The organism is Enterococcus sp. DIV1368f, assembly GCF_051712245.1.
GTDB lineage: Bacteria > Bacillota > Bacilli > Lactobacillales > Enterococcaceae > Enterococcus > Enterococcus faecalis.
Genome location: NZ_JBIOON010000001.1, coordinates 2,127,013 through 2,141,801, shown reverse-complemented (window position 1 = coordinate 2,141,801; position 14,789 = coordinate 2,127,013). Strand labels below are relative to the sequence as shown.

Genomic DNA, 14,789 nt, shown 5'->3' with positions numbered 1-14,789 from the left:
TAAGCTTGAGCCAAAAATCCAAAGTGATTTTTGGCCCAAGCTCTTTTTTGTCAATTTTTCAAAATAGTGCACAATACGTTATAATAGAAACAACTGAGAGGAGCGTTTCTAATGATTAAGCAATTACAACATCCATTTTTTGTTATTATGGGTCCGAGTGGTTCTGGCAAGACCGCAATTACAAGTAAGGTTTTTCCGAAAAACTATAAAGTTATCTCGCATACTACGAGGAAAAAACGATTGGATGAAGTGGATGGTGTGGATTACTATTTTGAAACAAAAGCAAGTTTTCAAACCTTGATTGAAACCAATCAGTTAGTGGAGTATGATTTTTACCATGGAAACTATTACGGTGTCGGTGTAGCTGCCATCGTTGAAACAACGAAAGAGCATCCAGCCTATAATGCGTTAACTTTTCCAGGCTTTCAAGCGGTCTTTGAGCGTTTTGGCGAGTCCGTCATTCCAGTTTTTTTTGACGTTTCAAAAGAAAATATTTATCAACGTTTAAAGCAACGAGAATCTGATCCTAAAATTATTGAAGAACGTTTAAATCTTTATGATCAAGAAATTCTTATCAAAAACCAATTGGAACAATATCCTAATTATCAACGAATAGATGCCAATGGACCTATAAAAGAGGTCGCTGGCTTGTTACAAGAATGCATCAAACACTATTATTAATCAAGCAACTGGTGAGACAGAATCTAACATCAATTTTGTCTTGCTAGGTGCTTGATTTTTTTTGTAAAAAACTTGCATTCTGAATAGAGAGTGCTATAATGACATGGTGTCATATGACAATGTGTCATAAAAGGGAGGAACACAAATATGCCTACGAATACGTTTTTTCATTTGCCAGAAGAAAAGCAACAACGCTTATTAGATGCTGCGCAAATTGAATTTTCGCGCCATTCTTTACAAGAAGCGTCAATTGCAAATATTGTTAAATTAGCGGAAATTCCTCGCGGTAGCTTTTATCAATATTTTGAGAACAAAGAAGATTTGTATTTTTATTACTTTGCGACATTAAGAAAAAATAGTGAACGAGATTTAGAGAAACAAATTATTGCGGAAAATGGTGATTTAATCGAAGCCATGGATGTCTATTTCTCCAAAATGATTGTCGAAGTGCTAACTGGAGAGAATGCTTCTTTCTATCGGAATTTATTTGTCAACATGGACTATCGTGCTTCACGTCGGGTGACGGATAATTTAGCGACTGGAGAAGAGGAAAAAAATAGGAAACAGCACTGTCATAAGCATAGAGGAAGAAAAGGCCATGCTGCCTATGCAGAACATCTTTATCAAATAATTGATCGTTCGAAATTAACCATTGAAACGCCAAAAGAATTCACATGGTTCATGCAGACGGCGATGCATGCCGTTTTCTCAACAATTGTTGATGGGTATCGTCAACAAAGAGAAAATACTGCCTATGATTCAACTGAAGCAGTCAAACAATTAAAAATGAAATTAAGTTGGTTGAAAAATGGCGCTTATAAGTAGCAAAAAGGAGGAGAAGTTAGTTGATTAAACTAGTCAAACGGATGTCATTATGGTCGGTCTTTGCAGCGGTTTTATTTATGATCGTGCAAATTATCGCAGATTTATATCTGCCCACATTAACATCTAATATCATTAATGACGGTGTTGCTAAAGGAGATATTAACTATATTTGGAGTACAGGAGTTGTCATGTTAGGCTTTTCTTTGATTAGCATTGTCGCTTCTATTGGAAATACCTTTTTTGCCACCAAAGAATCACAAAGTTTAGGTAAAAAATTACGGACCGATATTTATCGAAAAGTTGAAAATTTTTCTAATAATGAATTTGACAAATTTGGGACAGCTTCGCTAATTACACGAACAACCAATGATGTCAATCAGATTCAAATGGTTATGCAAATGTTTTTACGTTTAATGATTAATGCACCTTTAACGTTAATTGGTGCAAGTTTTATGGCGTATAACAAGGATCCACAATTGACGAAAATTTTTCTATATGTTTTACCAATTATGGCTGTTTTAGTGGGCGGTATCATGTTTTTAGCGGTTCCGTTATTTAAAAGCATGCAAAAGAAAACCGACCGTTTAAATTTAGTTTTTCGTGAAGGACTGACAGGAGTTCGTGTGATTCGGGCCTTTGGCAAAGCAAACTATGAAGAACAACGTTTTGATGAAGCCAATAAGGATTATACACAAACGGCGATTAAAGTGAATACGATTGTCGCTTTGATGATTCCTTTAATGACACTCATTATGAGTGGTACCAATATTGCAATCACTTGGTTTGGTGGTCATTATATTGCGGAAATGCAACTAGAAGTAGGGAACTTAATTGCCTTTATGACTTATGCCATGCAAATTCTGATGAGTTTCATGATGTTATCTATGATTTTTGTCATGGTACCGCGGGCGCAAGCTTCTGCTGATCGGATTAATGAGGTGCTAAATACTGATTCAGAAATCAAAGATGTACCCAATCCAGAACTACTCTCTCTAAAAGGCGACAAAGCAACATTGGCGTTTGAACATGTTAATTATCGTTACCAGCATGCTGAAAACTTAGCACTGGAAGATATAGATTTTTCAGCAAAATCTGGGGAGACGGTCGCAATTATTGGTGGGACTGGTTCTGGGAAAACAACGCTGGTTAATCTTTTACCACGTTTTTATGATGTTGAATCTGGCAAGATTTTGCTAAATGGTAAAAACATTAAAGATACGTCACAGCATAATTTACGAGAAATGATTGGCTTTGTACCGCAAAAGGCTGTTTTATTTACAGGAACGATTCGTGAAAATATGCAATACGGCGCCCCAAATGCGACCGATGAAGAAATTTGGCAAGCCTTAGAAATTGCGCAGGCAAAGGCGTTTGTTTCAGAATTGGCAGAAGGTTTGGATAGTCATGTCGAACAAGGCGGCGGTAATTTCTCTGGCGGACAACGCCAGCGGTTGGCTATTGCTCGTGCTTTAGTAAAACCAGCAGATGTCTATGTTTTTGATGATTCCTTTTCTGCATTGGATTTCAAAACAGATGCTAATTTAAGAAAAGCCTTAAAAGAGCAGATGACGGATGCAATTGTCGTTTTAGTGGCCCAACGTGTAAGTACGGTTATGGAAGCATCGACAATTTTAGTATTAGACGAAGGGAAATTAGTTGGTAAAGGAACGCATGAAGAGTTATTAGCGAATAACCAAACGTATCAAGAAATTGTACATTCTCAATTGAGAGAGGAGGACCTTGCATGAGTAGTCGACCAAAAGGCGGACCAATGGGCGGGGGACCAGGACGCAACATTGGCGCAAAAGGGCCAAAACCAAAAAATTTCTGGAAAACAGTGAAACGTTTATTTCGGTACATGTCTAAACGAATGCTGTCAATTATTGCTGTCTTAGTATTAGCAATCGCAGCCGTCGTTTTCCAAATTCAAACACCAAAAGTATTAGGACAGGCGACAACTGAAATTTTTAAAGGCGTCATGAAAGGCGCTGCTGAAATGAAACAAGGCTTAAAAATAACATCTTTTCCAATTGATTTTGACAAAATCGGTCAAATTTTATTAATTGTTATTGCCATGTACCTTATTTCTGCTGTCTTTAATTTCTTGCAGCAAGTAATTATGACACGTGTTTCACAGCGAACAGTTTATGAATTACGTCAAGAATTAGAAGCGAAAATGAACAAAGTTCCAATTTCCTATTATGATACTCATAGTAATGGGGACATTATGTCACGGGCAATTAACGACATGGATAATATTGCGAGTACTTTACAACAAAACTTAACCCAATTAATTACCAGTATCGTGACATTTGTGGGTGTACTTTGGATGATGCTGACCATTAGCTGGCAGTTAACACTAATTGCCTTAGCAACAGTGCCATTAAGTTTAATTGTTGTGATGGTTGTGGCGCCTCGCTCGCAAAAACATTTTGCGGCTCAACAAAAAAGCTTAGGATTATTGAATAACCAAGTCGAAGAAACCTACGGTGGTCACGTAGTAGTAAAAAGTTTCAACCACGAAGAAAGTGATCAAGAAGTATTTGAAAAAGAAAATGAAAAATTATACCATGCTGGTCGCAAAGCACAATTTATTTCAGCGATCATTATGCCTTTAATGAACTTTATCAAAAATCTAGGCTATGTGTTTGTTGCAGTCCTTGGTGGCGTAAAAGTAGCGAATGGTATGATGGATTTAGGGGATGTCCAAGCATTTCTTCAATATACCAATCAATTTTCACAACCGATTACTCAAATCGCTAATTTAATGAATACAATCCAAGCTACGGTGGCTTCGGCAGAACGTGTCTTTGAAGTATTAGATGAAGAAGAAATGGTGGATGAACCTTCTGGCGTACCAGTGGAAACAGATAGTCCTTATCGTGTTTCTTTTGAACATGTTGCTTTTGGCTATTCACCAGAGAAATTATTAATGAAAGATTTCAATTTAAATGTTAAACCTGGGGAAATGGTCGCAATCGTGGGCCCAACAGGTGCTGGGAAAACAACCCTAATTAACTTATTGGAACGCTTCTATGATATTAGTAGCGGCAGCATCAAATATGATGGCGTAGATACGCGCGATTTGTCTCGCGAAGAGTTGCGAGCACACTTTTCAATGGTTCTTCAAGATACTTGGTTGTTCACTGGAAGTATCTATGACAATATTCATTATGGTAATGAGCAAGCGAGCGAAGAAGAAGTGATCCGTGCGGCGAAAGCAGCCCATGTGGATGATTTTGTCAGAAAATTACCAGAAGGCTATCAAACGATTCTAAATGAAGAAGCCAGCAATATTTCTCAAGGTCAACGACAATTAATTACAATTGCTCGAGCATTCTTAGCAAATCCAGACGTTTTAATTTTGGATGAAGCCACCTCAAGTGTGGACACTCGAACAGAAATACTGATTCAAGCAGCAATGAATCGTTTACTGGAAAATCGGACCAGCTTTGTAGTCGCTCATCGCTTGTCGACTATCCGTGATGCCGATACGATTATCGTTATGGCAGAAGGTTCAATTGTGGAAACAGGAACCCACGATGAATTAATGGCGAAAAACGGTTTTTATGCTGATTTATATAACAGTCAGTTTTCTGAAGAAGTAGCCTAAAAGGCGAAGCAAAAAAATAGTAATTCATGATGAGGCTTCAGGAACCATAGTCGTAAAGACTGGTTCCTAAAGCCCTATTTTTTTGACAAAAAGTTAGCGAAATTGAAAAATTTCTATTTTCTTTTGAGAAAAACAGGATATTACTTGATGAAATAGCAAGAGATGTATAAAATGGGAGAGAAGAAAATGGAGGTAACAGAAAAAATGACTGAATTTCAATTAGAAAAAGCTGCGACATTAAAAACAATTGCCATTCGTGCGAAAAAAGTTGGCGAAATGGTCGACTTTTATAAAAAAGTAATGGGTTTTGTTTTAAAGTCAGAAGAAAATAACCTGTCTATCTGGGGTACACGTGAAGCAGGAACGCAATTATTAATTTTAGAAGAAACTAGAAAAGCCGAAGATTTTCATAATGAAGAAAAGCAAATGGCTTATTTTTCAATTAAAGTTCCTACGGAAAAAGAATTTTTACAAATTGCTCAACGAGTGCTTGAACAAGACTACCCAATTGATGAAAGTTTCCAAATTGGCACACGTCAAAGCATGTTCATTACTGATCTTGAAGGCAATCAATTTGAGATTTTTCACGATGAAGCAACAGCAAATTCGACTTCTGAAAAGCAACCGATTGTGCTTAAAGATCTTATCAGTGAGGACTTAGAGCCACATCAAGGGTTAGCCGCTGGCTCATATTTAGCGCATGTGCAATTAAAAACAAACAATCAAAAAGAAATAAAAGCATATTATGAGGAAGTTCTGGGTTTAAAACGCAATGAAAAAGATCAATTTGTTTTAGAAGATGGCAAAGCAACTATTGGATTCCAAAAACCTGAAACAAGTGAAGTGGATCAATTACCTGATCCACACTTAGGTTTAGATTTCTTTACCATTAAGCTCTCTGATCAAGACCATATTTTAGCAATGGAGCAACAATTAACGGCAAAAAATCAAGAGTTCTTTATTGACCAGAAAAAAGCGATTGTCACTGTGTTTGATCCAATTGGCTTGGAATGGTGGTTTGTCTTAAAATAAACGCTTAGACAGACAAAATAAGCTTGTTTTAGCAAGTCTGGAATAAAGTCGGAATAAAAGTTTAACGCTACTTTTGTTCGGAACTTATTCTAGACTTTTCCTTTAATATTAAAAATAGAAGGTGAAAAAATGTACGAAAAAACAAAGTGGAAAATTCAAAAAATGATGAAAAAAGGTGTTTTTTCGGGGGCTAGTTTTTGTTTCATTGAAGGTGAAAAAGAGGAGAGCAATTGTTGGGGACTCGCACAAGTAAAACCCACCAAAGAACAATTAACCTCGGCCATGCTGTTTGATGTGGCTTCTTTAACCAAAGTAGTCGGCACCACCACCGTTATTTTGCAATTAGTGGAAGAAGGAAAAATTATTCTAGATCAATCATTACAAACTTATTATCCCTCTTTTCAAGCTTCTAACATTACAATCCGGCATTTGTTGACACATACGGCAGATTTACAAGGCTATATTCCTAATCGTGATCAGCTGAATGCCCAAGAATTAAAAGACGCCTACAATCATTCATTTCACGCAGGCAAAGCAATAGGTAAAAAAGTCGTCTATACAGATGCAGGGACTATTTTATTAGGCTTTATGTTAGAAGAAATGTTCCAGCAATCAATGATAGAAATTTTATCTGAGCGAGTATTGCTTCCTTTAGGGATGAACGAAAGTACGTTTCTACCAAAGAATCCTTTAAACTGTGTGCCAACAGAATTACATGAACAAAGAGGGTTGATTCGAGGTATAACCCATGATCCTAAGGCATTTGTTTTACGGGAACATGCAGGGAATGCTGGCTTGTTTAGCAATGTCTATGATTTAACAAAATTTGTTCGAATGTATTTAAATCGAGGCAGTTATCACAATCACCAATTCTTGAAAAAAGAGACAATTGATTTGTTACTAGTTAACCAAGTGCCAGCTGCAGATAAACCACGTTCTCTAGGCTGGGATTTTAAATATGATGTAGCTACGCAATGGCCATTATTATTCCATACAGGCTATACAGGCACTTTTTTGCTAATTGATGTGCAACGACAATCAGCGTTTATCTTTTTATCTAATCGAGTCCATCCAGAGGACCACCGGAACACTTATATCGAAGAAAGAGATCAGTTGTTGGCAACCTATTTAAAAGAGAAATCATCAGTTTCAGATGAAATGACTAGTTTTTAGTGATATAATGAGAGCGAATTCAATTTGGGAGGTCACAGTCAATGCAAGAACCATTATTTTTACAACCTGTTTTTCAAGAAAAAATTTGGGGCGGCAATCGTCTACACACGCTATTTGGTTTCGATTTACCGAGCGATAAAATTGGTGAAGATTGGGCAATCAGTGCACATCCACATGGCGTTAGTACTGTTTTAAATGGCAAATTTAAAGGAAAAAAATTAGATGAATTGTGGGCAGACCACCAAGAGTTATTCGGCCATGCAGGTGGCGCTGTCTTTCCATTATTAACGAAAATTTTAGATGCTGAAGATGATTTATCCGTGCAAGTTCATCCCGATGATGCATATGGCCAAAAACATGAAGGCGAGCTAGGCAAAACTGAATGTTGGTACATTATTGATGCAGAACCTGGCGCTGAAATCATTTATGGACATCACGCGAAAACAAAAGAAGAACTAGCTGAAATGATTGAAGAAGGTCGTTGGGACGATCTTTTAAGAAAAGTACCAGTGAAAAAAGGCGATTTTTATTATGTACCAAGCGGCACTATTCATGCCATCGGCTCGGGTATTTTAATTTTAGAAACGCAACAAAGCAGTGATACTACGTATCGGGTTTATGATTATGATCGAACAGATGATCAAGGAAAGACCCGGGAATTGCATATTCAACAATCCATTGATGTGACAACCGTTCCGGCAAAGGATCCTGACCTCTCTATTCAACAAGAAAATCAAGGACAATCAAGCATTGTTACTTATGTAAAAACAGATTTCTTTAATGTCTATGAGTGGCGTGTCAGTGGGATTCTAAAAGTTAAAAAACAAGCACCTTATACATTAGCAACAGTTATTGAAGGTGTGGGTCGATTGATTACAGAAGATGCTGCAAAAGCAGATGTGGCTACTTTTGATTTGAAAAAAGGCGATAGCTTTATCTTTCCGACAGATATTCCGAGCTGGCGTTTTGAAGGTGATCTAACGATTATAGCTTCAGAACCTGGCAGTCGCTAAAAAAAAGAGGAGATCATCAACAGATGATTTCCTCTTTTTTTAGCATTAAAACAGTTTATTTTGTTATAAAGGAACGTTTAGGTAAGGCAGCGATAACAGCTGTGACGATGATGACTGATAGCAGACGATCCCCGTAATCTGTTATCAATTGAACCAACAGGACGCTTGCTAGCTGATTTAAGCCTAAACCATATAAAAATTGGACAATTATGCTGGAGCCAGCAGAAGTAATTCCACCAAATAAACAAACTGTAATCAAGGAAGAAATCACTGTTCCTGGTATCGTTAACCACAACGTTTTAAATGGTAATTTGGTTACTTTTAACTGCTGATGAAGGAGCAAACCTGCTAAAATTCCTGTGCAGAGTTGGACAGGTGAATAATACAGAGAAAAGATATCCGTTGTCAATCCAGTTACTAGGCTTGTTAAAATACCTGTCAGTGCACCAAAGAGTGGGCCTAATAACGCACCTGTAAAAATAGTTCCCGCGCTATCAAGATAAATTGGTAAACGAAGAAGTAACGCAATGGTACTGCCAAGGTAATTTAAAGCAACACTAAAAGCGATAATTGTAATGATTCGTGGTGTTATTTTTTTCATGGTTATCCCATCCTTAAATTTTTGAAATCTCTTTCGATCTCATCTATTTGTACATTTAAAAGAATGGATAGAAACTTCACGAAAAACTGTTGACTATCAACCGTAGTCAAGACATGACAATTGGCTGGTTGCTGCTGGAAATGATACTGATCGATCATTGATTGCCCCATAGCAATGCCGTCAGGAACAATTTGTCCGTAACTGGAAAAGCCTTGGCAGAGCGTAGGATCAATAAAATAAGCAACCGCTAAGGGATCGTTGATAACACACCCTAAAATACGTTCATATTTCCAATGAAAATCAAAATAAAATTGAGTAATCTCAGCGAGGTAATTCCCCATTTTGGGGTTGAGTCGTTGACAATAATTGAGAATTGTTGGTGTAAAAACAATTTCTCGTGTGACATCTAAGCCGACAATCTCGATTTTTGCACCTAATTCCTCAAAAACCCAAGCTGCTGCATCAGGATCACACCAATAATTAAATTCTGCAACAGGAGAGCAATTGCCGTGGCTTTTAAAGGTGCCACCCATTGAGACAAAACGTTGAAGATTTCGCCCCAGAAGAGGTTCTTTTTTTAAAGCCAAAGCAATATTTGTTAAAGGACCAAGGGCAATGATTGAGCAATCGGTAGCTTGTTGAAAGGTTTGTGCTAAATAGTCAGCAGCGGAAAGCGCTTGTGTTTGGATTTTGCTAGTTCTGGGGAAATATGTTTCACCTAAACCATCCATGCCATGTGTATCTTGTGCACTAACAAATGGCCGTTTTAAAGGGCTAGCAGCCCCTTGGTAGACAGGAATATCTAAGCGATTAACTTTTTCCAAACATTTAAAAACATTTTCCACGCCAATCTCCACAGGGACATTTCCGCAAACAACTGTAATCGCTTGGACATCTAGCTCTGGTGAAGCAAGTGCATACAAGAGAGCAAGCGTGTCATCAATTCCAGGATCACAATCAATAATTACTTTTTGCATTTTTTCCAATCCTCCTTTTTCGTTAACTGCAAATGATAACTCTTGTTAAAAAAGCTATGACTTGAGTTAGTATTGAGAGATACTTAGTTTTTTATTCTGGGAAGTTTCCGAACCAGTCCGAGAAATTCTCGATTTTAAATGCACCTCTTTATCTTACTATATTTTGTAAAGATGTAAATAGTTGTCGGAGAAATGAAAAAGAATCTAGCCCTATATGTAGGAACTAGATTCTTCTTTTATTTATAAAGCGTTTCAGGAATAGCGATCGGTTCACCATATTTTTTCTCTAAAGCGGTCCGAATTAACCGAATCCCTAGATTTTTGTTGCGTGCTAAGATTGGACCGTGGAAGTAGGAGCCAAACACATTTTTATAGACAACGCCTTCGCCATTATCTTGACCGTTATTGCCTTTGCCTTGTTTGACTGTTCCTAAAGGTCGTTCACCTTCGCCTAAAAAAGTCATGCCATTATGATTTTCAAAACCATAATACGTTTCATCAAATTCTTCATTATAAATTTCGATATCACCAATGAAACGATTGTTGTCTTGGCTCAAAGTGTAATGATCTAATGCACCGATTCCTTTAATTTTTTCGCCTTGTGCGCCGACATAGTAATGTCCTAGAAGTTGATAACCACCACAGATAGCTAACAAGACGCCGTCATTTTCAATATAAGAAGTCAAAGCTTCTTTTTTATTCTGAATGTCTTCTGAGATGATCAATTGCTCGAAGTCTTGACCGCCACCAACAAAGACTAAATCATATTTTTCGGGATCAAACGGTTCGTAGATACTGATAATTTCTGATCGGAAGGTAACGCCCATTTTTTCGGTTAAATATTTAAGCATCAATAAATTTCCGTTATCTCCGTAAGTATTTAATAAGTTGCCATATAAATGACAAACGACTAATTCTTTAGACACCATTCATTCCCCCTTGAATATACCCTTGGGCTGTTAATGATTTTCTTAATTGCAAAACAGCAGTATAGGTTGCCAAAATATAGACATGATCTGTCGGCAACGTTTTAATTTCTGAAATTACTTGCTCCAAATCAGGAATTTCTAGTAATTTTTCTTCAGGAATACCCGCAACTTTTAAACGCAAGGCCATATCTTCATGGCGATCACCGCCAGCAATTACTTTTGGAATGTCCATATCAGCAAAGGCTTCATGATTACCATCCCAAATCCAACTGACATCAATTCCATCTGCATAATTAGCATTTAATAATGAAACTAGCGAGAAAGAGTAAGGGGCTAAGCCCATCATATCAATGACCTGATTTAAACCAACGGGATTTTTTACTAAAACTAACGTACATTCTTTATCGCCAACTTTAATGGTTTCTTGACGCCCAAAAACTTTTTCATCATAAGCTAAACCTGCTCGGATTTTATCTGGTGCCACCTGATAGTATTCTGCTACCGCTGTGGCCGCTAGCGCATTATAAACATTATACATCCCACCAACAGCAATGCCGTATTCTTCGCCATCAATCACAAAATCAGCAGATGTATTATCCATCCGGACCATTTCAGTTAACTGCACATCCAATTCAGGGCGTTTGAAGCCACAATTTGGGCAATAGTAATCACCTAAATTAGCATACGTAATCATTTTATAATGAAGAATATGATTACATTTTGGACATAAAACCCCATCTGTATTGTAATGAGCCAATTGCTCTTTTGGTTGTAAATGATTAAATCCATAGTATTTGCGAGGATTTACAGTTTCTTTTGAATTAAAAATTGGCGAATCACCATTGCACAAAATAGTTGCTTCAGGAGCAGCGGCGGCGCCTTCCATAATTAAGCGATACGTCGTATAAATTTCACCATAGCGATCCATTTGGTCGCGGAAAATATTCGTAAAAACAAATAATTTTGGTTGAATATATTTAGTGACACGGCTTAAACTTGCTTCATCAATTTCTAAAACCGCAAATTTCTTTTGTCCTTTTTTCGCCTTGGCATTTAAAAAAGTAGAGACAATTCCTTGCTCCATGTTAGCACCAGTTGGATTTGTTAATACCTCATCAAATTCTTGGCGTAAAATGTTAACAGTTAAAGCAGTTGTCAATGTTTTGCCGTTCGTTCCAGTGACTACGACAATTTCATAGTCTTTTGCCAATGTATCTAAAATTTTAGGATCGATTTTTAGGGCTAATTTCCCTGGGTAGCTACTGCCGCCTTTAAAAAATGTTTGTAAAACCCATTGCGAAGTTTTTCCTGCAGCAATTGCTAAATGACTTCGAATCCCCATTTGTTGTCCCCCAATTTCTATATCTTTAATTTTTCGTTATTTTAAATTAAACTCAATCTATCATACCATAACTAAAATAAAAAATTAATTCCTTTTACTTTTTCTTACTATTATTTAAAAAGTCTTTTAGAAAAAGTAGAATAGTGAAGGAAAAAAGAGAATAGACGACTTGTCTTAATAACAAATCGTCCATCGATTTCCATTTTTATTTCGCATCAATATAACTGTATAGCGTATATTTAGAAATATTGAAGAAGTTAGAAACTTTGTCCCCAGATTTAGTGACTAAGAAGGCGCCTTTATTGTTTAAAAATTGAATACACTTGATTTTATCGTCCTTCGTCATTAATGGGACCGGCTTACCAACTAATTTGACTGATTCATGAATTAAATCGTCTAACAACTCATTAACATCCTGAGGAATGTAATCAGGGTCTTTATCTTCTTCAGGTTCTGCAGTGGAAATCAAAGATTTTAAGTTTGACTCTGCAGCAATCAATGTAGTGATGTCGTAGTTAATAGCAAAAATACCATCGAGTTGACCATTCTCATCTTTAAAATACATTGTACTAGATTTTAAAATACGACCATCATGGGTGCGGGTCAGATAGTTAATATGATCATTCAACTCACTAGGGTCTTTTTTTAAGGCTTCTAAGACTACTTGAGAAGGTCCATCGCCCAGATGACGAGAAGAGACATGACCATTTTCAATGGAAACAATAGAATTGTTAATATTGTCTTCATTGATTTGGTGGATAACGACTTCGCAGTTTTCCCCAAATTGACCAGCTAAACCTTTAGCAATTTGTGTTAAAAAAGTAAGTTTTTCGTCGGATAACATAAATAAGCTCCTTTCTAATGTGCCTGGCACAAACAGTTTTTATAAGATTGTGTCAAATTTAACATAATATTTTTAAATGGAATAGGCAGGGCTAAATCCTTTAATGTCGCGTACTGCCTGTTCTGAAAAATAATGATAGCATGATAAAAATAATAATACAAGATAACGGCTGTCAAAATTCTAAAAAATATTTTTTAGGTAGCATTGTTTTTTTTAAGGTAAGGTGATATACTTTAATCAAGTTAATGAGTTCGTTAGTAAAAAAATGCAAGCGCTTCAAATGCTTTTCGTAGGGATATAGATTAGCCAAGCTAGTCAAGCTATATTCGTGAATGATTGAGCGATAGATTTGTAAGCGTTTGCCGCTTGTGGGGAATAGGTTGAAAAATAGGAGGAGAATACATGTTATTAATTGGAAATGGGCGTTTAATCACTCGGGATGCGCAGAATCATTTTTTTGAAAATGGGTGTGTGGCGATTGATGGTCAAGTTGTGAAACAAGTCGGAACGACAGAAGATTTAAAACAAGCTTATCCAGAAGCGACATTTATTGATGCTAAAGGTGGAGTGATTATGCCAGGCTTTATTAACATGCACAATCATATTTATAGTACCTTTGCACGTGGGTTAAGTTTAACGAATTATCATCCTAAAAATTTCATGGATATTTTGGTAGATCAATGGTGGCGAATTGATCGTGCTTTGACATTAGAAGACACTTATCAAAGTGGTAAGGTTGCTTATTTAGATAGTATTCGCAACGGTGTTACAACTGTCTTTGATCATCATGCTAGTTACGGAGAAATTACAGGGAGTTTAACCCAATTATCTAATGCAGCGGACGAGTTAGGGATTCGGACCTGCCTTTGTTATGAAGTTTCTGATCGCGATGGTGAGCAGAAAATGCGGGAAGCAGTTCAAGAAAATGCCGCCTTTATTAAAGCCAGTTCCTTAAGAAATGATGATATGCAAAAAGCGATGATGGGTATGCATGCAGCATTTACTTTATCAGATGCTTCTTTAGAATTATGTGCAGCCAATACGCCAGATGGGATTGGTTATCATATTCATATTGCAGAGGATTTAGCCGATGTTCATGATTCTTTGAAAAAATATGGGAAGCCGATTGTGAACCGATTATTTGATTTAGGAATTTTAGGAAAACAGACAATGGCAGGCCATTGCATCCATATTGGACCTCATGAGATGGAATTACTAAGAGATACAGACACAATGGTGGTCACGAATCCAGAGTCGAATATGGGGAATGCGGTCGGTTGCCCACCTGCGATGCGTATGTTTAATGAGTATGGTATTTTGATGGGTCTTGGCACAGATGGTTATACGAATGATGTGACGGAATCTTATAAGGTAGGAAATGTTATCCACAAACATCATTTAGCTGAGCCAAATGCGGCTTGGGCAGAAATTCCCACAATGCTGTTTGATAATAATCCGCAAATGGCTAATCGCTATTTTAAAACAAAGCTAGGCGTTTTAGAACCTGATGCAGCAGCGGACGTCATTATTGTTGATTACCATGGCCCGACACCAATGACAAAAGAGAATTATAACATGCATATTTTATTCGGCATGAATGGTGGGATGGTCACTGACACGGTGATTAATGGAGAAATTCGGATGCGTAATCGTGAAGTTCAAGGAATTGATGAAGAGAAAGTTTGGCATGATGCGCAAACGCAAGCACAATCTTTCTGGAAACGAGTAAATCAATAGCTTTCATTATAAATAAAAGGAG

13 protein-coding genes and 1 riboswitch are annotated in these 14,789 nt (G+C 37.0%); of the genes, 8 read left to right on the top strand and 5 right to left on the bottom strand.

What is annotated here, in order from left to right:
• The first annotated feature begins 111 nt into the window (after nt 1-111).
• From IGL07_RS10390 to manA, 7 genes are all read left to right on the top strand, one after another.
• Nucleotides 112-681, top strand: coding sequence for a guanylate kinase (locus IGL07_RS10390; RefSeq protein ID WP_002367148.1), 570 nt, complete (start codon nt 112-114; stop codon nt 679-681).
• 147 nt (nt 682-828) lie between these two features.
• Entirely contained in the window at nt 829-1,506 is a 678-nt protein-coding gene (locus IGL07_RS10385; protein WP_002376582.1) for a TetR/AcrR family transcriptional regulator, read from the top strand.
• A gap of 20 nt (nt 1,507-1,526) precedes the next feature.
• The gene (locus IGL07_RS10380; RefSeq protein WP_002356575.1) at nt 1,527-3,254 is read left to right on the top strand and encodes an ABC transporter ATP-binding protein; all 1,728 of its coding nucleotides are present in this window, start codon (nt 1,527-1,529) and stop codon (nt 3,252-3,254) included.
• Complete coding sequence (locus IGL07_RS10375) at nt 3,251-5,119, top strand: ABC transporter ATP-binding protein (protein WP_002362258.1); 1,869 nt, start codon at nt 3,251-3,253, stop codon at nt 5,117-5,119. The genes IGL07_RS10380 and IGL07_RS10375 overlap by 4 nt, the downstream gene beginning before the upstream one ends.
• Before the next feature lie 162 nt (nt 5,120-5,281).
• Nucleotides 5,282-6,151, top strand: a complete 870-nt coding sequence (locus IGL07_RS10370; protein WP_002384155.1) for a VOC family protein — start codon at nt 5,282-5,284, stop codon at nt 6,149-6,151.
• Between the two features lie 129 nt (nt 6,152-6,280).
• Complete coding sequence (locus IGL07_RS10365) at nt 6,281-7,324, top strand: serine hydrolase domain-containing protein (RefSeq protein ID WP_010817551.1); 1,044 nt, start codon at nt 6,281-6,283, stop codon at nt 7,322-7,324.
• Between the two features lie 41 nt (nt 7,325-7,365).
• Complete coding sequence (manA, locus tag IGL07_RS10360; protein ID WP_010817550.1) at nt 7,366-8,337, top strand: mannose-6-phosphate isomerase, class I; 972 nt, start codon at nt 7,366-7,368, stop codon at nt 8,335-8,337.
• Nucleotides 8,338-8,392: 55 nt separating this feature from the next.
• On the opposite strand, the gene IGL07_RS10355 is transcribed toward manA, so the two are convergent.
• The 5 genes from IGL07_RS10355 to IGL07_RS10335 form a co-directional block, all read right to left on the bottom strand.
• Nucleotides 8,393-8,938 carry an ECF transporter S component gene (locus IGL07_RS10355; protein WP_002376588.1) on the bottom strand — a complete coding sequence of 182 codons (546 nt, stop codon included), beginning with the start codon at nt 8,936-8,938 and terminating at the stop codon, nt 8,393-8,395.
• 2 nt (nt 8,939-8,940) lie between these two features.
• Nucleotides 8,941-9,915 carry a nucleoside hydrolase gene (locus tag IGL07_RS10350; protein ID WP_010817549.1) on the bottom strand — a complete coding sequence of 325 codons (975 nt, stop codon included), beginning with the start codon at nt 9,913-9,915 and terminating at the stop codon, nt 8,941-8,943.
• 77 nt (nt 9,916-9,992) lie between these two features.
• A riboswitch (PreQ1 riboswitch) is annotated at nt 9,993-10,037 on the bottom strand.
• A 114-nt stretch (nt 10,038-10,151) separates the two neighbouring features.
• Complete coding sequence (locus tag IGL07_RS10345; RefSeq protein ID WP_002356583.1) at nt 10,152-10,844, bottom strand: type 1 glutamine amidotransferase; 693 nt, start codon at nt 10,842-10,844, stop codon at nt 10,152-10,154.
• The gene (locus IGL07_RS10340) at nt 10,834-12,186 is read right to left on the bottom strand and encodes a Mur ligase family protein (protein ID WP_010817548.1); all 1,353 of its coding nucleotides are present in this window, start codon (nt 12,184-12,186) and stop codon (nt 10,834-10,836) included. Before IGL07_RS10340 ends, IGL07_RS10345 begins: the two co-directional genes overlap by 11 nt.
• A 205-nt stretch (nt 12,187-12,391) precedes the next feature.
• Entirely contained in the window at nt 12,392-13,030 is a 639-nt protein-coding gene (locus IGL07_RS10335) for a helix-turn-helix transcriptional regulator (RefSeq protein ID WP_002381503.1), read from the bottom strand.
• 402 nt (nt 13,031-13,432) lie between these two features.
• Between IGL07_RS10335 and ssnA the strand changes: the two genes are divergently transcribed.
• A complete protein-coding gene (ssnA, locus tag IGL07_RS10330; protein WP_002368903.1) occupies nt 13,433-14,767 on the top strand; it encodes a putative aminohydrolase SsnA in 1,335 nt (444 codons plus the stop codon).
• Nucleotides 14,768-14,789 lie beyond the last annotated feature (22 nt).